Here is a 20,505-nt window from a genome sequence, read left to right as displayed (position 1 = left end):
GGGACTCAGACGCTGAGCTGGGGGATGGCGGGGACGTCGCGCTCGGGTCCCATGGCCGAGTAGCCGCCGTCGGCGGCCCAGTCGGCGCCGGTCACCACCGAGGCGGCGTCGGAGGCGAGGAAGGCCACGACCCGCCCGACCTCGAGGGGGTCACCGACCCGGTGCGTCAGGTGGAACGGTGCCGCGACGGTGTCCGTCCTCGCCCGGTCCCCACCGGACAGCTGGTCCATGATCTTGGACCAGGTCCACCCCGGGCTCACCGAGTTGACCCGGATGCCGTCGCCGGCGAGGTCCATCGCCATGGAACGGGTCAGCTGCACCATCGCCGCCTTGCACGCCGGGTAGACCCACCGACCGGTCTGGGCGACGTGCGCGGAGATCGACGTGAGGTTGACGATCGCGGCGTGCTCACTGCGCGCCAGCCACGGGCGCACCGCACGGGCGGCCATGACCGCGCTCACCAGGTTGACGTCGAGCGCCGTGAGCCAGTCGGCGCGGGAGGTGTCCGGCCCGTCGTCCAGGTAGGTGCAGGCCAGGTTGACGAGCACGTCCACGCCGCCCCGCTGGCCGACGACCTCGTCGACGAGCGCGGTCAGCTCGGCGTCCGCGGTGATGTCCGTGGCGCGGGAGGTGACGCGGTCCCCGAGCTCCGTCGCGATGGCCCGCCCGCCGTCGGTGTCGACGTCGGCCACGACGACCCACGCCCCGGCCTCGTGCAGCGCGCGCACGACCCCGTGGCCGATCAGCGTGGCGCCCCCGGTGACGATCGCGGTCCGTCCGTGCAGGTCCACGCGTCCTCCTCGATCGGCCACCGTCGTCCGGCCCTCCGGCCGACGACTCGTCCCCGGTGGGGGCTGGTCCGACGGTAGGAGGAGCCGGTACCGGGCTGACATCCGCGATGCGCGGGGTCAGTCCGTCCTGCGCACGCGGGACCCCGTCGAGCGGCCGGTCCGCGCCCGACGGGGCGGGGTGCTCACCGCGGCGTGCGCACGCCCCTGGCCTCCAGGCGGGGCATGACCTCCTGCGCGAAGTACTCGAGTTCCCCGACGTAGTCGACGAACGCCAGCGTCATGCCGGCGAACCCGGCCTGGGCGAACTGCGCGATCTGCTCGGCCACGTCGTCGGGGCTGCCGACCAGCGGGCAGCTGCCGTGCCCCGCGGCGAACCGCGACCGGAAGGTGGCCAGCATGTCCGGGGTGAAGGACTGCGCGTGCAGGCCCTGCAACGCCATGAGGTTGTCCACAGCCGACCAGTCCGCGTTCTCCTCGGCGTAGTGGTGCAGGTACTCCTCCGCCTCCGCTCGCGTCGGCCGGCAGACGACGTGGCCCAGGGTGAGGACGCCGGCCGACCGGCCGTGGTCCTCGCGGGCCTGCGCCGTGACCGACTCGACGACACCCCGGCCGTCCTGCGGCCCGCCCACGATCGTGAAGGCGAAGTCCGCGTTGCGTGCGGCGAACTGCCGCCCCTGCTCGGACGACCCGGCGTTGAGCACCGGCAGGGGGCCGGCGACCGGCTTCGGGGCGCCCTCGACGTGTCGCAGGTGAAAGAAGCGACCGTCGTGGTCGAACGGTTCCGCCGAGGTCCAGATGCGGCGCACCACGTCCCACCACTCCTGGGCCAGCGCGTACCGGTCGTCGTGGTCGGTCGGGAGGTCGACGCCGAAGGTGTCGTACTCGGGCTTGTTCCACCCGGCGACGATGTTGATCCCCGCGCGCCCCCCGCCGATCTGGTCGACCGTGGCGAGCTGCTTGGCGGTCACCACGGGGTGGTTGAACGCGGTGTGCACGGTGGCGAAGACCGTGACCCGGGAGGTCGCGGCGAGCAGCCCGGCCGCCCAGGCCACCGGTTCGAGGACGCTCTCGTGGAAGTTCGTCTCCCCGCCGTAGCCGATCCAGCGGGCGATCGGCAGGAGGAAGTCGATGCCGACGTCGTCGGACAGCCGCGCCAGCCGGAGGTTGTCCGCCCAGCTGCCCGACCAGCGTTCGGGGACCTTCGTGACGGCCAGGCCGGAGGAGCAGTTGGGGCTGAACAGGCCGAGCGTGAAGTGCTGGGCCGAGGTGAGCGGGCGCGTCACTGGAGGTCTCCTGTCCTCGTCGGGGGGGGTGTGCCGGACGGTCAGTGGCACTCGGCTGTCGCCTCGAGGCGTGCCGGTGGGCCGGCACCTGTCCTCGCCGGGGCGGCCTGACTCCCGCGGTGCGCGGAGGACCGCGGGGGTCCGCCCCGTCCTACCGTCGTCGGGCGTGCTGCAGCCGCCCGGCGAGGCGGGCGGCACGGCTCGGGGCGGCGAGCCGGTCGGCGACCAGGAAGCCCGACGCACCACCCAGCCCCGGACCGGGGTGCGTCGCGGCACCGATCTGCCAGAGCCGACCCACCGGTGTGGCGTGCCCGCCCGGGGTCGGCAGCGGGCGCCACCAGAAGTTCTGGTCCAGCTCCGCCGAGCCCGCGTAGGGGTCACCGCCCACCGCGTTCGGGTTGTGCGCCTCGACGGCGTCCGGCGTGATGACGTCGATCCCCCGCACCAGCTCGTGCAGGCCCGGAGCGTGCGCCGCGACACGGTCGAGCACCCGGTGGGCATAGCCCTCGGCGAGGCCGGCGTCCCAGCCACCGCCCGTGTCGAGCTCCCCCGCCGCGTCACCGACCGGGACGGACGGCAGCTCCTGCAGCTGCAGCCACAGCGCCGCAGCACCGGCCGGGACGCGCGAGGGGTCGAGCACGTGCTGCTGGCCGACGACGACGGTGGGACGCCGGGGCAGCAGGCCGGCCTCCGCCTCCGCACAGGCGATCCCCGTCGACGACGAGCCGTCCGAGAGGTGCACGAGCGGCACGTCGGTGAGCCGCGGGTCGGCCCACGGGACCGGACCGGACAGTGCGACGTGGACCTGCATCGCGGCCCGGCCCGGGCGGTACCGGGCGGCGGCCTCGGACACCACGGTGGGCACCGCGCCGGACGGCAACAGCGAGCCGTACAGCGCTCCGGGGGTGACCGAGGCGAGCACGGCGCGGTGGGCGGTGATCTCGAACCCGTCGCCCGCCACGCCGGTCGCCGTCCCGTCGCGGAGCAGGATCCGCTCCACCCTGCGTCCGGTGTGCACGGCGACGCCGAGTTCGGCCAGCAACCGCTCCCAGGCGGTCAGGAAGTTGCCGGCCCCGCCGACGACGACCGGGAGCCCGGCCCCGTGCAGGGTCGCGGCGAAGACCGGCACCATGAGACCGCCGGAGGCGGAGTCCGGCGCCAGCCCCGCGTGCAGCAGCCAGGGAGCCCACAACCGGTCCGTCTCGGGACCGGTGAACCGGGCCCGCGTCCAGGACCGACCCGACGTCAGCGCGTCCCGCGCGTACTCCTCGAGGCCGGCGCGGCCGGCCGCTCGCGTCAGGGTGGCGAGGGGCCCGAGCAGTGACGGTGCGTGCAGTTCGGCCCCGAGCAGCCCGCCGATCCCGGCGGCGTGGGCACCGAACCTGGTGACCATCGCCCGGTAGGCGTCACGGTCGGCCGGTTCGGTGAAGCCGTCCACCGTCCGGTCGACGTCTCGGTGTGCCATCGCGACCGAGCCGTCGTCGGCCACGGTGGCCGTCACCGGACCGTCGGAGTTGACGTACTCGAGGCCGTGGCGGTGCAGGTCGGCGCCGAACGCGGCATACGCCGGGCCGGTCACGAACAGCGGGTGCCAGCTCGACCAGGTGTCGTGGACGTAGCCCGGCAGGGTCCGTTCCTCGGCGTCGATGAACCCACCGATCCGGTCGTGGTCGTCGACCAGGGCCACCGACCACCCGGCCGCGGCCAGGCGTGCGGAGGCGACGAGGCCGTTGATGCCACCACCGACGACCACCGCGTCCGCGGCGCTGGGGTGCACCGGCACGTCAGCCCTCGACCAGGGCGAGCACGCGGGCCGGGCTGCCCGACCCACCGACGATGGGCAGCGGGCACACCACCAGCACCGCACCCGTCGGCGGGAGCCGGTCGAGGTCGCGCAGGCTGGTCAGGCCGAACTTGCCCGCGCCCATGAGCTCCGAGTGGCAGGGGAACGCCGGCTCGAAGCCCGACGCCTGTCCCGCGTCGGTGCCCACGGTCTCCACGCCGAGCCCGCAGATCGGGGTCTCCCGGGCCAGCCAGCGCGCACACTCCGGGGCGACCCCCGGGGTGTGCGGGCCGCGCTCGTCGGCGTTCGCGAACGCCGCGGCGTCGTTCCCGCGGGCGGCCCACCCGGTGCGGTAGAGCAGCCAGCCGCCGTCGGGCAGTGGGCCGTGCTCGGCCTCCCAGTCCCGGACGTGCTCGACCTGCAGCAGGAAGTCGGCGTCGTCGGCGGCCTCGGCGCTCCGGTCGATGACGACCGCCGGCGCGACGAGGGTGGACAGCGGCGCCTGCGACACGTCCAGGCCGTCCCGACCGGTGACCCAGTGGTTCGGGGCGTCCAGGTGGGTGCCGGTGTGCTCGCCGGTGTGGATGTCGTTCCAGTACCAGGCCGGGCCACGGTCGTCGTACCGCGACAGCTCCTCCAGGCGGAAGCGGCTGGTGTTGGCGAACGGCGGCGGCAGCTCGAGGATCGGCGTCGACTCCTGCAGCGGGGTCGTCAGGTCGACGACCGTGACGGAACCGGACCGGGTGGCACCGATCAGCGTGGCGAGCACGGACACTGCTGCTACCTCCAGGGCGGGTCGGGGCTGTGTCGAAGGGTCCGTCACGGGGACACCCACGGCCATCCGATCGACGCGGTCGGTGTCCGTTCCCCGTGGCCGGGAGCGGCGTGCGCGCCGCTCAGTTCCGCAGGGTGTCCGACGGGGACTCACCGAACCGCTCCCGGTAGGCGAGGGCGAACCGCCCGAGGTGGTGGAGACCCCAGTCGGCCGCCACCCGGGAGACCGTCGTCCGGGCCGGGTCACAGGCGGCGAGCTCCGCCCGGACGCCGGCCAGCCGGGCCTCCCTGAGCCGGGCCGTGGGCGTGGTGTCCAGGTGCCGGCGGAACCCCTCCTGCAGGCTGCGCACGGACAGGCCCACCGCCTCGGCGACGTCCTCCACGGTGAGCGGCTCGCGACAGTGACCGGTGATCAGCTGATCGGCACGGCGGATCACCCGGGGCACCGGCGGCGTGCCGTCCCCGCCGATCGCCGCGAGCTCCGCCGAGGAGGAGTGCGGGATGGCGGCGAGCAGCTGGCTCATCACCAGCCGCTCGGCCTGGGTCTGGAGCACCGGGTGCCGGAGTCCGCCCGGCCCGTCGAGGTCCGCGCGCAGCAGCTCGACCGTCGACAGCCAGGAGCGTGCCGCCCGGGTCGTGGTGTCCAGGCTCGTCGCCAGGCGCAGCGGCTTGGCCGGCGGCCGACCCAGCAGGCGGTACAGCTGGGCTTCCAGGGCCTGCCGGTCGACCCGGACGATGAGCTGGGCGTTGCCGTCCTCCCAGGTCATGTCCAGGTCCGCCTCGGGGTCGGGGACGGAGGCGACGCGACGGTCCGACACGACCTCGCGCCCGCCGGTGCGCACGACCGCCCGGCCCCTCAGCGGCACCTGGACCAGGACGAAGGACTGCAGTGGCTGCGGGCGGATCCGCACCGTCCTGCCGTAGGACAGGTACGACAGCCCCACCGCCCCGAAGGTCACGGAGTTGAAGCGCACCGCCTGCGGGCGGCCACCCGCTCGGGTCCCCACGGGCTCGAGTCCGTGGGGGCAGAAGACCTCGCCGACCCGCTCGCGGGCCTCGTCCAGGTCGGACGAGCCGACGAGACGGTAGCGACCCAGCACCTCGGTCATCCGCACCCTCTCGTCACCTGCCGCGTGGCGGACCCCGCGGGACGGCGTCGTGGACATCCGGCCCGACGCACCCGATGGACCATGTCACGGAAATGTGACGGGCGTCATGAAGACAGTCAAGACCTTGTCCCGCCCGTCGCACGAGCGACCAGGGGCGGAGCCGCCGTCCGTGGTCTCGAGCAGCGGGCCCGCAGTGGTCCTCACCGGCAGGGGAGAACCGGTCGACCGGGACGGACTCCAGGCCCACCGGAGGCCGGACGGAGGCACCGGCTGACCACCGCGCTCCGGCGACGCCGCGACCACCTGGCCGCCGAGCTGCGCCGCCGTCTGCCGTGAGTGGCACCGGCCGCGCCACCGCGGGGCGGCCTGCACCCATGAGCGCCGCCGCCCGACGCCGCCACGTCGAACGCACCGCCCACGCACGCGACCGCGACCTGCTCATCGGAGCCGGACGGCCCTCCTTCGTCGCCGAGCCGCCCGCACCCCACCTCCGCCTCAGCTACGCCGGCGCCATCGAGGAACGACTCACCGCAGGAGTTCGGCGCCTCGGCGACGTGGTCCCCTGACGCCGAGCCGGGCCGCCGGCGGTACGGCACGGGCCGGACAGCGTGTCGACCGGACCCGCTCACGTGGAGTGCTTGACTGCCCGCACAGCGTAGTGGCAGGTTGAGTGCTCTCCACGCGGCCCGACGAACGCCGGTCACCTGGGCCGGAATGCGGACACGCGTGGCACGACGTCCGGCGGCTTCAGCGCCCCGCAGCACCACGTGGCTGATGCCGTGCCGCGATCGGTTCTCTCCTGCACCCACCGCGCCGAGGAGGGCGACATGTTCCACGATCCGCACACCGATGTGTCCGAGGCCCGCCGCCCCACCCACGCTCAGCGGGAAGTCCTCGACCTGCTCGGCGTGGCCCCCGCCGCGGCGCTGGTACGGCTGTCCGTGGCGGACTGGCAACGCGTAGCGGACGTGGCCGACGCGCTGGCCCAGGCACGCACTACGACTGCGCTGGTCCCTGGCCGCGGGTCCGGTTCGGCGATCAGGGCGGCGTGACCGCCGGCCAGCAGCGCCTACTCCGCAGGGTCGGCGATGGCGCCAGACGGGAACGCGGAGGACAGGTCAGAGGCCGGCAGCCTGCTACTCGGTGAAGACGTCGGTCTGCTCGTAGGGCAGCTCGCCGTCGGGCGCGGTGATGGCTGCCACCAACTCCGCAGCACGGCGCGACCGTGCGGGCGTCGCCCCCACCGTGCCTCCAGCCCGACTCGGACGGGGATCGTCCTGCGGAACGTGCCGGGGACGTCTCCACCAGCCGAGGCGCCGGCAAGCTCGGTACCGGACCCCCCGCTGGAGGGGCACGAGCGCACGCTCACGGCAGTCACCTAGGCGACCGTCCACATCAGCGAAGAGGCGGACACGGCCCCACGGATGGCGGGCCGGCGCGGACGTCACCTCCACCCGGCCCCGCCGCCCTCGACCGGCGACGCCGAGATCGAGGGACCTGGCCGACTGCTCGACCTCCGCGTGTCGACAGCCGATCGGTCCTGCATCCGGACGGTGACCTGTTGCGGCGGCTCGTCCGCCCGGTGAGTGCGCCGGAGCGCCGCCGTGCCACACCCGGCCGGCCGGGTCATGCGGTCAGCGAGCGCACGACCCGGCTCATGACGCGGGTCCGCAGTGGTCGCGGCAGGGGGCCCAGCGAGCCGCCGAGCAGCTTGCTCAGGGCACCGGGTGATGCGGTCATCCGACCGCGCACCAGCCCCTCGAGGGCGCCGGCGGCGACCCGCTCGGCCGACACGGCCGTGTCCAGCCGCATGCCGGCGCGGTCGGCGAACCCGCTGCGCACCGGTCCCGGGGTGGCAGTCAGGACGTCGACGCCGCGCGGTGCGAGCTCGACGTGCAGCGCCTCGCCGAGGGCCTGCACCCAGGCCTTGGTGGCGCCGTAGTGGGCCGCGCCCGGCGCGCCCTGCCGGCCCACCAGGGAGCCGAACAACACCATCCCCCCACCGGTCGGGCGGGCGGCGAGCCGGGGTGCGAACCGGTGCGCCAGGTCCAGCACGGCCTGGCAGTTGACCGCCAGCATCTCCAGCTGCTCGGCCAGGTCGGCGTCCAGGAAGCGCCCTGCGGTGCCGAATCCGGCCGCCTGCACCAGCAGGCCCACGTCGAGGTCCGCGGTCTGCTCGGCGACCCGCCGTGCGCCGGTGGGCGCGGCGAGGTCGACGGGCAGGACCCGGGTCTGCCCGCCGTGCTCGGCGTGCAACCGTTCGGCGAGCCCGGTGAGCAGGTCGGCGCGGCGGGCGACGAGCACCACGTCCAGCCCAGCGGCGGCCAGGTGCGCGGCGCACGCCTGCCCGATGCCGGAGGAGGCGCCGGTCACCACGGTCCAGGGGCCGTAGCGGTCGCGCAGCCGCGCGGCGGTGCGGGCGGCGCTCATCGCTGCACCGCGCCGGCGGTGGCCGCCGCGGACGCCGGTGTCCCGACGTCCCGGGCGCGCACCCGGCCCAGTGCGGCGGCCAGCAGTGCCGCCGCGGTCGCGGTGGCCGCCATCGCCCACCAGGCGTCCTGGAAGCGGCCGAGGTCCGCGGTGGTGTCCCCGACCAGGGCGAGCAGACCCGCCACGCCGAGCACGGCACCGATCTGTCGGACGCAGGCGGTCACCGCACTGCCGGTGGCGAACTGGGTGCGCGGCAGTTCGGCGACCGCGGCGGAGCCGAAGGAGGACAGCGTCAGGCCCACGCCGGCGCCGGTGAGCACCGTGGCCGGCAGGAAGCCGAGCGCGTAGTCCGGCGTGCGGGAGGCCGACGCGGCCAGCAGCGCCGCCCCCACGGCGAACAGGATCCCGCCGGGGACGGCGACCACCCGCTGGCCGAAGCGGTCGGCCAGCCGGCCGGCCACCACGGCGGTGACGGCCGCGGTGAGCGGGCCGGGGGTGAGGGCCACCCCGGCGCGCAGGATGCCGTACCCCCACACGTCGGTGAGGTACAGGACGTTGCACAGCAGCAGGGCGTAGAAGCCCAGGGAGAACACGAGGATGCCGGCGTTGGCGACCGCGAAGGAGCGCACCCGGAACAGCCGGAGGTCGACGACCGGGGCGCGGTGCCGCGCCGAGCGGACGACGAAGGCCACCGTCAGCACCGCGGCGGCGCCGAGGGCGGTGAGCACCCCGCCGCTGGTCCAGCCCCAGGAGGGGCCCTGCACGATGGCCAGGGACAGCGAGCCCATGGCCGTGGCCAGCAGTGCGGCTCCGAGCAGGTCGGGACGGCCGCCGCCGTCCGGGGTGTCGCCGCGGGTCTCGTGCAGCAGCCGCCGCGCCGGCACGAGCGCGGCCAGCCCGATCGGCACGGTGACGAAGAAGACCCACCGCCAGTCGCCCCAGGCCACGAGCAGCCCGCCCAGGGCCGGCCCGGTCGCGGCGGCCACCGCCCCGCTGGCGCCCCAGACGGCGGTGGCCGTGGCTCGGCGGTGCAGCGGGAACTCCGGCAGCAGCAGGGCCAGGGAGGCGGGCACCAGGGCCGCCGCGCCCAGCGCCTGCACCACCCGCGCGGCGATCAGCACGGCGGGGTCCCAGGCCAGGCCGCAGGCGGCCGAGGCCACGGTGAACACGACCAGCCCGGAGAGGAAGACGCGGCGGCGGCCCAGACGGTCGGCGAAGCGGCCCATCGGGACGAGGGCAGCGGCGAACACGATGCCGTAGCCGTTGAGGACCCAGGACAGCGTGGCCAGGTCCGTCGTCGGGAAGCTCGCGCGCAGGTCGGGGAAGGCGATGTTGACGATCGTGACGTCCAGGAACCCCATGAACACCGCCACGGCGGTCACCGCCAGCACCCGCCACGCCCGCGCGGGCACGGGCGGGGCGGTCCCGGCCTCGGGACCTCGGTGGCCGGGGTCGGGTGCGGCCCCGGTGGGGACGGGCGGGGACGACGGTGCGGGCGCCCGTCGACCGGTGGGTCGTGTCATGCGACGTACTGTGACAGAGGTCAGTAGCGTGACGCTACCCACTTCGCTAGCCTGGCCCCGTGCTGCACAGCGACTACCCCGAGCAGACCTGCTCGATCGCCCGCTCCCTGGAGGCGGTCGGCGAGCGGTGGACCCTGCTGATCCTGCGTGACGTCCTGCTGGGCACCACCCGGTTCGACGACCTGGTCGAGAGCCTGGGCATCACCCGCACGGTGCTGGCCCGCCGACTGGACCACCTCGTCGAGGAGGGGGTGCTGGAGCGCCGGCCGTACCAGCAGCGGCCCGAGCGCTTCGCCTACACCGCCACACCCAAGGGCCGGGCCCTGGGCGGGGTGCTCACCGCGCTGATGCACTGGGGTGACGCCTACTACCCGGCGTCCGACGGGCCGCCGCGGCTGATGCTGCACCGCGGGTGCGGCGGGGCGGTGCGCCAGCAGCTGACCTGCACCGTGTGCGCCGAGCGGGTGGACGGCGCCGACGTCGACGCCGTGCCCGGCCCGGGGCTGGGCGGCCGGGACCTGCACCGGACCGGTGTCTGACGCGCGTCCAGCGCAGGACCGTCGACCTGGCCGGCCATCCGGACCTGGTCGTCATCTACCCGGGTCTGCGGGTGGACCGGTTGCGTGGATGGCGCCGGCACCGGGAACCGGGGCCCCAGATCGGCCGCTCGGCCGCCGAGCGGCCGGACGGTCTGCTCCCCACGAGATGCTGCGGTACTCCGCGTTCCCCCTGCACGTCGGCATGCGCCAGTACTGGCGCGACCTGGACTCCCTGGAGGCCTGGACCCGCTCCGACCCCCACCGCACCTGGTGGTGGGACCTCCTCCGCGACAGCGGCGGGACCGGCTCCTGGCACGAGACCCACCCGGTACACGGCGGCATGGAGGCCGTCCACGACGACGTCCGGCAGCCCCGGGCCTGGCGGCCTTCGCGCCCGGGCGGCCGGCGGTCGGTCAGCAGTCCAGCGCGCGCGGCCGTGCCGGTGACCGGACACCACCACCCCGACCGGTCGTCGAGGAAGCCGAACTCGGCTGAACCGACGGGGCAGCGCGCTCGAGGTGCTCGCGAGGGTCCGGCCAGCGGGAGCACCGGTCCTCGCCCGTTGGTGACGTCGGGACCGGGCACTGCGACACGGCGTGGCAGTGGCCGTCTCTGCTGTTGCGCCGAGCATCCCGAGTTCCTCGGGCGTGGGCACTAGATCGCACGTGAGCCAGCGACTGGCTCGTGGGATCGAGGGCGTCGCCGTAGTCCCGGCGATCACCCCGAGCCGTCGTTCGGGCCGGGCCTCGGACGGGCCTCATCGTGGCGGCGGAGCCGGCGTCACCGCGGGTCGCCCGCCACACGTGTTCCGCTCCGGCCATCGGCCGGCAGCGGTGCCAGCAGCCCTGCTTCGACGTGGTCGAGCAGTTGCCTCCCCACCCGGTCGGCGTGTTCCTCGTCGAGGCCTCGCAGCGGTCCCTCCAGGAGCAGCATCGACAGGCCGTGCACCGCCGACCACGCCGTCATCTCGGCGTCCGGGCGGCGCTCGGCTGCCAGCAGGCCCGCCTCCACGAGCTCGTCGAGAGCGGCGTTCAGCAGCTGGAAGGGGGTGAGCCCAGACGCGCCACGGGCGTCGTGCTCGTCGGTCAGCTCGTCCGCTGCGGCGAAGGCGGTCCGGAAGAGCCCGGGCTGCTCACGGGCGTAACGCAGGTAGCCAGCACCCACGGCCCGCAGCCGCAGCCGGGCCATCTCCTGTGGATCGGCCGGCGGGACCGCCGCCTGCTCGGCCTCCATCGAGCAGGCGAGCTGGGCCATCGCCACTGCGCACACCGCCCGCAGCAGCGCGCGGTGGTCGGCGAAGTGCCGGTAGGCGGCGTTGGGCGACACCCCGACGCGGCGGGTGGCCTCCCGCAGCACGACTGCCTGGGGGCCGCCGAGCCGGGCCAGTTCGGTGCCGGCGGCGACCAGCGCGGCGGGCAGGTCGCCGTGGCGGTAGGCCGTCCGGGTGGGGTGCGACATGTTGACAGTGTTCCCGACATCCACGACTGTGTACAGCGTCCACATTGGTGGACAGTGTCCACATCAGGAGCAGACATGTCCTCCACCACCCGCACCCGCCCGGGCGCCGTTCTGGCCGTCATGTGCCTGGCGGTGTTCACCATCAACGTCGACACCACGATCGTGAACGTCACGCTGCCGACGCTGGTCGCCGAGCTCGGAGCCACCACCCGGGACCTGCAGTGGATCGTCGACAGCTACCTGCTGGTCTTCGCCGCTCTGGTGCTGGCCGGCGGGAGCCTGTCGGACCGGCTCGGTCGCCGCGCGGTGCTGATCACCGGGCTGGCCGTCTTCGGCCTCGGCAACACCCTCGCCGCCTTCGCCGACACCCCCAGCGAGCTGATCGCCGCCCGGGCGTTCACCGGGATCGGCGCCGCGGCGGTCTTCCCGACGACGCTGTCAATCATCACCCAGGTCTTCCGTGAGCGCGCCGCCAGGGCCAGGGCGATCGGCCTGTGGGGCGCGAGCACCGGCCTCGCGCCGGACGTGCACCCCACCGCGTGGGTGCCCCCTGACGCCACCGTCGTCGGGCGGGTGGTGATCGGGCCCGAGGCCAGCGTCAGGCACCGGAGCGAGAAGCCGCGAAGGGAAGACGGGGTCTGATGGGGCTCTCGGTGCAGACACCGGCTCACCGCCGGACAGATCGCCCTGCTCGAACCCGGCGACACGGTCACCATCGAGTCTGCCGCTGACTGCGCCCGGCCCCGCCACGCCCTCGGCACCGTCGTCCGCGTCGCCGGCCCGCACATCGTCGTGACCTGCAAGAGCCCCTGCAGGTGACCAGTCCTCGGCCTGACCCCACAACTCGCCGCTCGATGGCTCGAGACCCACGCTCGCTCGCCGCCTGCCGTCAGGCCGCTTCGCACAGCGCTTCCGGGCCGTGCTCCCCGAGGATGCCGGGTGAGTCCGCCGGGCGGTCACCCGGCCTCGAGGCAGCTGGACGGATCACCTCGTCGGCGCTGAGAGGGCGCTTGGCGCGACTGGGCTGCAGGCGGTGCTTCGGGCCGGCCTTCTTGCGCGTCCTCTTCTCCCCTTGACGGTCCGGGCGGTCGCGACCGTCTCCTCGAAGAGGCCGGGGGGGAACCGAAGCGTCGCCGCTCGCTCGCGACTCGAGCGCATCTGCCTTGCCGGCGTTGTGGCTGGACGTCGTGGCGGAGGCCGCCACCTCCGCTCGGCGGGCGTCGAGCTCTCTGGATGTCCTGTCGACCGCGGCGGACAGGGTCGCCCGGGCGCTTCCCAACGCCGGCATCACGACCTCGTGAGCGGCGCCGGCCCGCGGGGCGCCGTACGCCAGGGCCGCGGGCTGCGCGGCCTTGATCAACGGGACCACCAGCCGGTTCGCGTCCCCCGCACTGAGCACCAGCCCGGTCGTAGAGAGCGCGGCCATCAGCCGATCGGCCTGCTCGCGAAACCGTCGGGAGGCCGCCGCCTCCAGCTCGCGGAGCAGCCGGGACGCCGCCTCCTCGAGTTCGCGGAGGACCCGGGAGGCCGCCGCATCGAGCTCGTGGAGCACCCGGGAGGCCGCCGCCTCGAGGGACTCGGACCACTCGTCCAGGTGTTGGGCCCGCATGCCCAGGACTTCAAGCGGCGGTTCGGCAGCGGGCCGCTCAGGGGGGGGAACCCGCGTCACCATGCCGCAAGGGCAGGACCCGCCGGTCGCCGGGGCCAGGTGCTTGGCACCGGGGCATAGCCATGGTTCGAACATCGCGCCCTCGACTCTCGAGCCTGGCCCTACTCCGTGCGTGGTGGGCCGAGGCACCAAGAGTCCCGTGCGCCACTCGCGCAACATGGCGTGCCACGCCTGAGCGTGTCTGTGTCGTGACCTTGAGCACAGGGCCCTGGACTTGTGGATGACGGACGAGGTCGACAGATCACGCCGCGAGCCCGGGGACCGATCCCCACGTGGTGCTCGGCCACCTGCCGGCACCGCGCCAGGGAGCAGACCCGCGCCGCGGCCTCCGGTCGGGCGGCGGTGCAGATCGTCGAACGGCGCGTGCAGGTCCCGCACCACAGCCGCTCACCCGACGCGACTGGCCTCGGGCTCTAGCCGAGCTGGCCGCCCAACTTGATGACGGCCGGGTCTACGACCGCGACCTCGCCGGCCTGTCGATCGCCTTCAACGCCGTCCTGGCCGCCTACCACCGCTGCCACCCCGTCGGTCTCCGCGCCGCCGCCGTGAACCGTTCCACCGGGGACCTCCGACGTCGACCTCGCTGACACCGGTGTGCCACCACGATGACAGCGGTCGGGCTGCAGTCCGCAGGACATCCGGTATGGCTGCAGCCCGCACGCGCCGAGCAGCGGCGTGTCCCGGTTCTCCTCCTGCCGACCTCCGGTGGTCAGCCACCTGGGGCAGCAGCGCGGACCCGCGATACCACGCCATCCTCCAGTTCTCCTCCGGGGACCGCAGGAGGCTCCGGGCGCCGGTGGTCCCCTGCCGGTGGCCACCGGGCCCTGCTGACTGGAGAGGAACCGGAGGAGGACGGGAGACTGCTCCCCTTCGTCGAGGGACGCACCGCATCCGCCATGGGCCCGCGCAGGGCCGTTGCTGTAGCGCCGACGCGCTGCTGTCGCCGTTGCTGTACTCATCTGAAAGGCGGGCCGACCTTGATGGCCGACCCGTCCCTGACCTGCGATTTCACTGTCGGGCTGAGAGGATCCAACCTCCGACCCCCCGTGACCCCGGTCAAGAGTCCCAAGCCGGTGGCATCGGCCGGCAAGAATGGGGCTTCAGTGGGGCGCGGCGAGTCGACCGAGAGGCATACAACTCGCTGACCAGGAGCTCTGCTCCCCCGACTGGACTTGAACCAGTAACCCTGCGATTAACAGTCGCATGCTCTGCCAATTGAGCTACGGGGGAACGGCGGGGTCACCCGCGCGCAGCGACGAGGCTACCGCACCCCGGCCGCCCGACCGCGGTGGCCCCTCCGCGTCGCGCCCGACCCCCGGCGCGGCTAGGTTGATCGTCCACCGTCCCGCGTCCCACCTGGGGGTTCTCCATGGCGAAGCTGTCCTTCCTCGTCGGCTTCGGCGCCGGCTACGTGCTCGGCGCGAAGGCAGGCACGGAGCGGTACGAGCAGATCCGCCGCGCCTGGGAGCAGGCCAAGGACAACCCGCAGCTGCAGGGGCTGGCCGGCATGGCGCAGGCCCGCGCCGACGGCGTGGTCAACTCCGCCAAGGCGCGCATCGGCCTGGGCGGCACCTCGACGCCCGGCGCGGCGGGGTCGGTCCCCCGCGCCCGCGCGGCGTCCGGCACGACCCGGCCGTCGAGCGCGCCGGTACCGCCGCCGGACACCACCGGCGGCGTGTAGAAGCGCTCACGCAACGGCACCCGCAGCATGGGGTCGGCCCCGTCCAGGGGCCCGCCCTGAGCCTGCGAAGGGCGGGGAGAACGGGGTCCTCCCTCAGTCCGGCTGGTCGGCCGCGACCGCCTCGGCGAGCTTCTGCCGCGCGACCTCCCGCGCGGCGGGGTCGCTGCGGTCGGCGTCGTCGTCGAAGACCACGGTCCACTCCCGCACCGGCTGACCGGGCACCCGCCGGGCGACCAGCACCACCCCTCCCCGGCCGGGCAGCGGGGCACGCCGGCTGGCGACCACGGTCTCGTCCACCCGCCGGCGGACGACCGGCGGCAGGCCCCCGGCGTCGGACAGCGCGTGCCGCTCGACCGGCAGCCGTGCCTGCACCCCGGGTTCGACCTCGGTCAGCGGGGTCACCTCGAAGCGGCCGCCGCCGTCACCGGTCGCGGTCCAGCGCGCCGAGCCCACCTGGTGCCACGGCAGGACGCCGACCTCCCCGGCGTCGGGCAGCGACAGGCCGGCCGGCACGACGCGCAGCCCGCGGGAGGTCGCCACCAGCCACCCGCCGTCGCGCACCAGGGCACCCCAGGCCAGCACCCGCTCGTCGGGGTCGGCCGAGGCCTGCACCACCGCGCGCACGAGCTCCGGCGGCCGGGCGAAGCGCCGCCGCACCCGGTCGAGGACGCTCACGTCACCTCCTCGCCGGCGTGCACCGAGCCGCTGCACCCGCGGGCCAGCTCGCTCACCCGAGCCCGCCCATCGCCCGCTTGCGCAGCGAGATCGCCTGCTGCTCCAGCGCCATGAGCTCACCGAACGCCCGCATGTACTCCTCGCCCGCCTCGACCGGGTTCATCCGCTGCAGCCGGCCCTTCAGCGCAGCCACCTGCCGCACGGTGTGCATCTCCTCCAGCCGGGCCAGCACCGCACCGACGTAGACGGCGTCGGCCTCACCGGCCGCGCGCATCGGCTCGACGGCCAGCGCGGTCAGTAGTGCCCTCGCGCTGTCCCGGGTGCAGTGGGCGGCCAGGACGTCGAGCCACTCCGCACCGGAGACCCGGGTGGCCGCGGCTCCCCCGGCGGCCGCGACCGCCGCCGCCACCGCAGCCAGGTCGGGGTCGGTGTAGGCCTCGCCGGGGACGGCGTCGAAGGACGGCCCGGCGAGCTCGGGGCTCTGCAGCGCCGCCTTGACCGCCTCCCGCTCCACCTCCACCGCGACGTCGTCCGCGCTCTTCTGGGGGGTGCGCACCCGGCCGCGCGAGGGCCGGCCGTCGTCCCCGGTGATCCGGCGGATGCGCTCGAGCACCTCGGCCTCGTCGGTGTTGCCGATCATCCCGGCCAGCTGGCGGGCGTAGGCCGGCCGCAGCGCGTGGTCCTTGATCTGCGCGACCAGCGGCGCGGTCCTGTCCAGCGCGGCCACCCGACCCTCGACGGTGTCCAGGTCGTAGCCGGCCAGCGTGGTCTTGAGCACGAACGCGATCAGCGGCGTCCGCCGGCCCACCAGGTCGCGGACGGCGGCGTCGCCGTGCGCCTGCCGCAGCTCGCACGGGTCCCGGCCGTCGGGCTCGACGGCGACGAAGGTCTGCCCCACGAAGCGCTGGTCCTCGGCGAAGGTCTTCATGGCCGCGGCCTGCCCGGCGGCGTCGCCGTCGAAGGTGTAGATGACCTCGCCGCGGAACTCGTCCTGGTCCATGAGCAGCCGGCGCAGCACGCCGATGTGCTCCGCGCCGAACGCGGTGCCGCAGGAGGCGACCGCGGTGGTGACCCCGGCCAGGTGGCAGGCCATGACGTCGGTGTAGCCCTCCACGACGACGGCCTGGTGGCGGCGGGCGATGTCCCGCTTGGCCCGCTCGATGCCGTAGAGGACGCTGCTCTTCTTGTACAGCGGCGTCTCGGGGGTGTTGAGGTACTTCGGGCCCGGGTCGTCGTCCATCAGCTTGCGGGCGCCGAAGCCGATGACGTCGCCGGTGATGTCCCGGATCGGCCAGACCAGCCGGCGGTGGAAGCGGTCGATCAGCGTGCCGCGGCTGGACTCCTTGGCCAGTCCACCGGTCACCAGCTCCTGCTGCGTGTACCCCTGGCCGCGCAGGTGGCGGGTCAGCCCGTCCCACCCGCCCGGCGCGAAGCCGCAGCCGAAGTCCAGGGCCACCTGGCGGTCGAAGCCGCGGTCGGCGAGGAACTGCCGGGCCGGGGCGGCCTCCGGGCTGCCCAGCTGCGCGGCGTAGAAGGCCGCCGCCGCGGTGTTGGCCGCGACCAGCCGGGCCCGCTGGCCGGCCTGCGCGCGGTCCGGGGCCCCCGTGGGGCGGCCGCCGTCGTCCTCGTAGTGCAGCTCGACGTTGGCGCGCCCGGCGAGCAGCTCGACGGCCTCGGTGAAGGTCAGGTGGTCGATCTGCTGGATGAAGGAGATGACGTCGCCGCCCACGCCGCAACCGAAGCAGTGATAGAGGTTCCGTGAGGGCGTGACGTGGAAGGACGGCGACTTCTCGTCGTGGAACGGGCACAGGCCCTTGAGGCTGCCCCCGCCTGCGCGCTTGAGCTGCAGGTGCTCGCCGACGACCTCGTCGATCCGCGACCGCTCGCGGACCAGCGCGATGTCCGCGGCCCGGATGCGTCCCCGCCCGGCCATCAGTCGCCTCCCCCGCCGCCACCGCCGCCGTCGGCACCCCCGTCGGCGCCGCCGTCCGCCCCGGTGACGAGCACGCCGGCGCCGTCGCCGACCCGGTGGCTGGCGACCAGTTCCACCCACAGCAGGAACACCGCGTGCTCCAGCGGCAGGGCGGGGTCCGGGTCCAGGGTGGGCCGCGGCGTCCACCCCCCGGTGCTGCCGCTGTCGGCCAGCCGGCGCCCGGCGGCGGAGTACCGGCGGGTGCCGCGCCACACCGAGGTGTTCGCCACGTCGACCCGCACCCCCTCCAGCTCCACCGACCAGGTGCCCCGCCACGTCGACGTCCGGTGGGCCCGCAGCCGCACGGCGTCCTCCGGGTCGGTGGTACGGCGACCGGTCAGCTCCGCGCCGCGCTGGGTGTAGGCCCAGGTGCTCCCGGCCACCTCCGCGGTGGCCGTGGCCGCCTCACCGCCCGCGCGCATGGTCGCGACCGGCACGCCGTCGCGCAGCACCGGCAGCACGCCGTCGGCGTCGGCCCCGCCCAGTTCCAGCACCGCCGCCCCCTCAGCCGATCCCGGGTGCGCCGGCGACGCTCTCACCGGTCGCCCGGTAGAGCAGGTAGGCCGCCGTCTCGCGGAGGATGTAGCGGAACTGGGTGGTGCGGGTCTGCACCGCCGGGCCCTGCCGGGTCGGCGAGCTGTCGGCGGTGAGGCCGGCGTCCTCGGCCATCCGCTCGGCCCGCAGCGCGTGCCACGGGTCGGTGACCAGCACCGCGGAGGACCAGCCGCGCTCGTCGAACGCGGCACCGACGGCCCGCATGCTCTCCAGCGTGTCCTCGCCCTCCTCGACGGCCAGCAGCGCGTCCTCCGGGACGCCGGCCTCGGCCAGGTAGGCGCGGCCGGACTCCGCCTCGCTGAACTGGTCGCCGTCCGCCCGCCCGCCGACCGTCACGACCACCGGCGCGACGCCGTCGGCGTACAGCGCCAGCGCGTGCTCCAGCCGCGCCTCGAAGATCGACGACGGCACGCCGTTGTACTGCGCCGACCCGAGCACCACGACCGCGTCGGACGCCGGCCGCGCGTCCTGCCGCGCCGTCCACCAGATCGCCGTCGCGGTGGAGACGACCAGCAGGACGGTGGCGAGCAGCAGGGCGCCGACGGCGCGGCCCACCAGGTCTGCCACACGCACGCCCACCCGTCATGGGTACCACGCGGGTCCGTCGGTCCGTGGACGCCGTGGGCCGGTCCGTGCCGCGGCCGCCGATCAGCCCGGCGACGTCCCGCAGACGCGCGCGCCCTGCTCGCTGACCACGGTGAGCGTGGAGGTGCCGCCGTCCTCCCAGGTCACCTCGACCCGCTGCACCGGCGTGCCGTCCACCTCGGCGTCGGTCGTGCCGGTGACCTCCCCCGCGCCGCCGGGGGCGTACTCGGCCGGCACCGCCTCCGGGGTCAGGCGGATCGCCTCCGCCGCGCAGAGCAGGCCGTGGGCGGTCTCCACGTCGTCCGCGGCGAGTGCGGCGAGGAAGACCCCGGTGACCTCGCGGGCCTGCTCCTCCGGGCTGCCCTTGACCAGCGGCAGGCCGACGGCCATGCCCACGGCGACGGCGACGGTCCCGCCGATGACCGACAGGATCAGCGCCCGGGCCGACCGCGGGGTGCCGGTGTGCAGCGGCGCCGGGTCGTCGTCGTAGAGGTAGGGGCCCTGGACCATGGCGCTCACCCGCCGCTCACGAGCAGTTCGGCCCCGGCCGGCGGCCGGGGGTCGTCGCGGTCGGCCAGCCAGCCCTCCGGCAGCGCCACCGGCCGCGGCGGGCTGGTGCGCCCGCGCGGGGCACCGAGCACGGCCGTCGGGTAGGGCTGGTCGGGGATGCGGGCCAGCAGCCCGGCCAGCTCGTCGAGGCTGCTCACCATCGCCAGCGCCCGGCGGACGTCGGAGCCGACGGAGAAGCCCTTGAGGTACCAGGCCACGTGCTTGCGGACGTCGGTGCAGCCGTGCAGCTCGCCCTGGTCGGCCGACAGCAGCGTGGCGTGCCGCAGCAGGACCGCCGCGACCTCGCGCAGCGTCGGGAGGGCGCGCTCCGAGCGGCCGGCGAAGGCGGCGGCCAGGTCGCCGAACAGCCACGGCCGGCCCAGGCAGCCCCGACCCACGACGACGCCCGCGCAGCCGGTCGCGGCGACCATCCGCAGGGCGTCGTCGGCCTCCCACAGGTCGCCGTTGCCCAGCACCGGGATGTCGAGCGCCTCGACCAGCCGGGCGATCGGCGCCCAGTCGGCGGTGCCGCTGTAGAGCTGGTCGGCGGTGCGGCCGTGCAGGGTGACCGCGGCGGCGCCCTCGTCCTGGGCGATCCGGCCGGCCTCGAGGTAGGTGACGTGGTCGGCGTCGATGCCGATGCGGGTCTTCACGGTGACCGGGACGTCACCAGCGGCGCGGACGGCGGCGCGCACGATGTCGCGGAACAGCACCCGGCGCCACGGGAGCGCGGAGCCGCCGCCCTTGCGGGTCACCTTGGGCACCGGGCAGCCGAAGTTCAGGTCGACGTGTGCGGGGCGGGTGCCGGCGACCTGCTCGTCGACGAGCATCTCCACCGCGCGGCCCACGGTGGCCGGGTCGACCCCGTAGAGCTGCACGGAGAAGGCGTCCCGCTCGTCGGCGGTGGCGCGGACCATGTGCAGCGTCTTCTCGTTGCGCTCGACCAGCGCCCGCGTGGTGATCATCTCGCAGACGTAGAGGCCGGCGCCGAACTCGCGGCACAGCGTGCGGAAGGCCGGGTTGGTGATCCCGGCCATCGGGGCGAGCACCACGGCGGGGTCCACGGTCAGCGACCCGAGCCGCAGCGGCGGCAGTGCCGTCGTCGGCTCGAGCGTGCTGGTCACACCCC

The 20,505-nt window shown here is 74.9% G+C and carries 21 protein-coding genes and 1 tRNA gene; 6 read left to right on the top strand and 16 right to left on the bottom strand.

Features of this window, described 5'->3' with window-relative positions:
- Nucleotides 1-5 precede the first annotated feature (5 nt).
- The 5 genes from RTG05_RS07205 to RTG05_RS07185 form a co-directional block, all read right to left on the bottom strand.
- Nucleotides 6-791 carry an SDR family oxidoreductase gene (locus RTG05_RS07205; RefSeq protein WP_208104841.1) on the bottom strand — a complete coding sequence of 262 codons (786 nt, stop codon included), beginning with the start codon at nucleotides 789-791 and terminating at the stop codon, nucleotides 6-8.
- Nucleotides 792-973: 182 nt separating this feature from the next.
- A complete protein-coding gene (locus RTG05_RS07200; protein ID WP_166528065.1) occupies nucleotides 974-2,074 on the bottom strand; it encodes an LLM class flavin-dependent oxidoreductase in 1,101 nt (366 codons plus the stop codon).
- Nucleotides 2,075-2,225: 151 nt separating this feature from the next.
- Entirely contained in the window at nucleotides 2,226-3,857 is a 1,632-nt protein-coding gene (locus RTG05_RS07195) for a phytoene desaturase family protein (protein ID WP_208104840.1), read from the bottom strand.
- Nucleotide 3,858: 1 nt separating this feature from the next.
- Nucleotides 3,859-4,626, bottom strand: a complete 768-nt coding sequence (locus tag RTG05_RS07190; protein WP_315912409.1) for a cyclase family protein — start codon at nucleotides 4,624-4,626, stop codon at nucleotides 3,859-3,861.
- Between the two features lie 127 nt (nucleotides 4,627-4,753).
- A complete protein-coding gene (locus RTG05_RS07185; protein WP_166528063.1) occupies nucleotides 4,754-5,740 on the bottom strand; it encodes an AraC family transcriptional regulator in 987 nt (328 codons plus the stop codon).
- A 374-nt stretch (nucleotides 5,741-6,114) separates the two neighbouring features.
- Here RTG05_RS07185 and RTG05_RS07180 point away from each other — a divergent pair, with 374 nt between their 5' ends.
- Together RTG05_RS07180 and RTG05_RS07175 are read left to right on the top strand one after the other, a co-directional pair.
- On the top strand, nucleotides 6,115-6,306 hold the full coding sequence (locus tag RTG05_RS07180) for a hypothetical protein (protein ID WP_166528062.1): 192 nt from the start codon (nucleotides 6,115-6,117) through the stop codon (nucleotides 6,304-6,306).
- A 201-nt stretch (nucleotides 6,307-6,507) separates the two neighbouring features.
- A complete protein-coding gene (locus RTG05_RS07175) occupies nucleotides 6,508-6,792 on the top strand; it encodes a hypothetical protein (RefSeq protein ID WP_166528061.1) in 285 nt (94 codons plus the stop codon).
- A gap of 574 nt (nucleotides 6,793-7,366) precedes the next feature.
- Here the strand turns inward: RTG05_RS07175 and RTG05_RS07170 are convergent.
- On the bottom strand, nucleotides 7,367-8,170 hold the full coding sequence (locus RTG05_RS07170; protein ID WP_166528060.1) for an SDR family NAD(P)-dependent oxidoreductase: 804 nt from the start codon (nucleotides 8,168-8,170) through the stop codon (nucleotides 7,367-7,369).
- A complete protein-coding gene (locus RTG05_RS07165; protein ID WP_166528059.1) occupies nucleotides 8,167-9,582 on the bottom strand; it encodes a DHA2 family efflux MFS transporter permease subunit in 1,416 nt (471 codons plus the stop codon). The genes RTG05_RS07170 and RTG05_RS07165 overlap by 4 nt, the downstream gene beginning before the upstream one ends.
- Nucleotides 9,583-9,752: 170 nt before the next feature.
- Here RTG05_RS07165 and RTG05_RS07160 point away from each other — a divergent pair, with 170 nt between their 5' ends.
- Complete coding sequence (locus RTG05_RS07160; protein ID WP_166528058.1) at nucleotides 9,753-10,232, top strand: winged helix-turn-helix transcriptional regulator; 480 nt, start codon at nucleotides 9,753-9,755, stop codon at nucleotides 10,230-10,232.
- 88 nt (nucleotides 10,233-10,320) lie between these two features.
- Nucleotides 10,321-10,890 carry a monooxygenase family protein gene (locus RTG05_RS22335; RefSeq protein WP_396349626.1) on the top strand — a complete coding sequence of 190 codons (570 nt, stop codon included), beginning with the start codon at nucleotides 10,321-10,323 and terminating at the stop codon, nucleotides 10,888-10,890.
- 122 nt (nucleotides 10,891-11,012) lie between these two features.
- Here RTG05_RS22335 and RTG05_RS07155 read toward each other — a convergent pair whose 3' ends face one another.
- Entirely contained in the window at nucleotides 11,013-11,690 is a 678-nt protein-coding gene (locus RTG05_RS07155) for a TetR/AcrR family transcriptional regulator (protein WP_166528057.1), read from the bottom strand.
- A gap of 75 nt (nucleotides 11,691-11,765) precedes the next feature.
- On the opposite strand from RTG05_RS07155, the gene RTG05_RS07150 reads away from it, so the two are divergent.
- Nucleotides 11,766-12,332, top strand: a complete 567-nt coding sequence (locus tag RTG05_RS07150; protein ID WP_166528056.1) for an MFS transporter — start codon at nucleotides 11,766-11,768, stop codon at nucleotides 12,330-12,332.
- 247 nt (nucleotides 12,333-12,579) lie between these two features.
- Here RTG05_RS07150 and RTG05_RS07145 read toward each other — a convergent pair whose 3' ends face one another.
- Nucleotides 12,580-13,362, bottom strand: a complete 783-nt coding sequence (locus RTG05_RS07145; protein WP_166528055.1) for a hypothetical protein — start codon at nucleotides 13,360-13,362, stop codon at nucleotides 12,580-12,582.
- Between the two features lie 1,154 nt (nucleotides 13,363-14,516).
- Nucleotides 14,517-14,589: transfer RNA gene (locus RTG05_RS07140), tRNA-Asn, on the bottom strand.
- Nucleotides 14,590-14,728: 139 nt separating this feature from the next.
- On the opposite strand from RTG05_RS07140, the gene RTG05_RS07135 reads away from it, so the two are divergent.
- Nucleotides 14,729-15,040 carry a hypothetical protein gene (locus RTG05_RS07135; RefSeq protein WP_315912408.1) on the top strand — a complete coding sequence of 104 codons (312 nt, stop codon included), beginning with the start codon at nucleotides 14,729-14,731 and terminating at the stop codon, nucleotides 15,038-15,040.
- A gap of 93 nt (nucleotides 15,041-15,133) precedes the next feature.
- Here RTG05_RS07135 and RTG05_RS07130 read toward each other — a convergent pair whose 3' ends face one another.
- From RTG05_RS07130 to dusB, 6 genes are all read right to left on the bottom strand, one after another.
- Nucleotides 15,134-15,715 (bottom strand): hypothetical protein, encoded by a 582-nt coding sequence (locus RTG05_RS07130; RefSeq protein ID WP_315912407.1) that lies wholly within the window; start codon nucleotides 15,713-15,715, stop codon nucleotides 15,134-15,136.
- Nucleotides 15,716-15,767: 52 nt separating this feature from the next.
- Nucleotides 15,768-17,648 carry a DNA primase gene (gene dnaG, locus RTG05_RS07125; RefSeq protein WP_315912406.1) on the bottom strand — a complete coding sequence of 627 codons (1,881 nt, stop codon included), beginning with the start codon at nucleotides 17,646-17,648 and terminating at the stop codon, nucleotides 15,768-15,770.
- Complete coding sequence (locus RTG05_RS07120; protein ID WP_315912405.1) at nucleotides 17,648-18,181, bottom strand: hypothetical protein; 534 nt, start codon at nucleotides 18,179-18,181, stop codon at nucleotides 17,648-17,650. The genes dnaG and RTG05_RS07120 overlap by 1 nt, the downstream gene beginning before the upstream one ends.
- Nucleotides 18,182-18,191: 10 nt before the next feature.
- Nucleotides 18,192-18,821, bottom strand: coding sequence for a YdcF family protein (locus tag RTG05_RS07115; RefSeq protein ID WP_208104838.1), 630 nt, complete (start codon nucleotides 18,819-18,821; stop codon nucleotides 18,192-18,194).
- A 69-nt stretch (nucleotides 18,822-18,890) separates the two neighbouring features.
- Nucleotides 18,891-19,337, bottom strand: coding sequence for a hypothetical protein (locus tag RTG05_RS07110; RefSeq protein ID WP_166529567.1), 447 nt, complete (start codon nucleotides 19,335-19,337; stop codon nucleotides 18,891-18,893).
- A gap of 5 nt (nucleotides 19,338-19,342) precedes the next feature.
- On the bottom strand, nucleotides 19,343-20,500 hold the full coding sequence (gene dusB, locus RTG05_RS07105; RefSeq protein ID WP_166528053.1) for a tRNA dihydrouridine synthase DusB: 1,158 nt from the start codon (nucleotides 20,498-20,500) through the stop codon (nucleotides 19,343-19,345).
- Between the last annotated feature and the right edge of the window lie 5 nt (nucleotides 20,501-20,505).

This window comes from Geodermatophilus sp. DSM 44513 (assembly GCF_032460525.1).
Taxonomy (GTDB): domain Bacteria; phylum Actinomycetota; class Actinomycetes; order Mycobacteriales; family Geodermatophilaceae; genus Geodermatophilus.
This window is presented reverse-complemented; position numbering and strand designations above follow the sequence as displayed.

Coding starts and splice junctions, on each gene's coding strand:
- RTG05_RS07185 (WP_166528063.1), bottom strand. CDS start 5,740: ATGACCGAGGTGCTGGGTCGCTACCGTCTCGTCGGCTCGTCCGACCTG.
- RTG05_RS07180 (WP_166528062.1), top strand. CDS start 6,115: ATGAGCGCCGCCGCCCGACGCCGCCACGTCGAACGCACCGCCCACGCA.
- RTG05_RS07170 (WP_166528060.1), bottom strand. CDS start 8,170: ATGAGCGCCGCCCGCACCGCCGCGCGGCTGCGCGACCGCTACGGCCCC.
- RTG05_RS22335 (WP_396349626.1), top strand. CDS start 10,321: ATGGCGCCGGCACCGGGAACCGGGGCCCCAGATCGGCCGCTCGGCCGC.
- RTG05_RS07155 (WP_166528057.1), bottom strand. CDS start 11,690: ATGTCGCACCCCACCCGGACGGCCTACCGCCACGGCGACCTGCCCGCC.
- RTG05_RS07150 (WP_166528056.1), top strand. CDS start 11,766: ATGTCCTCCACCACCCGCACCCGCCCGGGCGCCGTTCTGGCCGTCATG.
- RTG05_RS07145 (WP_166528055.1), bottom strand. CDS start 13,362: ATGGTGACGCGGGTTCCCCCCCCTGAGCGGCCCGCTGCCGAACCGCCG.
- RTG05_RS07135 (WP_315912408.1), top strand. CDS start 14,729: ATGGCGAAGCTGTCCTTCCTCGTCGGCTTCGGCGCCGGCTACGTGCTC.
- dnaG (WP_315912406.1), bottom strand. CDS start 17,648: ATGGCCGGGCGGGGACGCATCCGGGCCGCGGACATCGCGCTGGTCCGC.
- RTG05_RS07110 (WP_166529567.1), bottom strand. CDS start 19,337: ATGGTCCAGGGCCCCTACCTCTACGACGACGACCCGGCGCCGCTGCAC.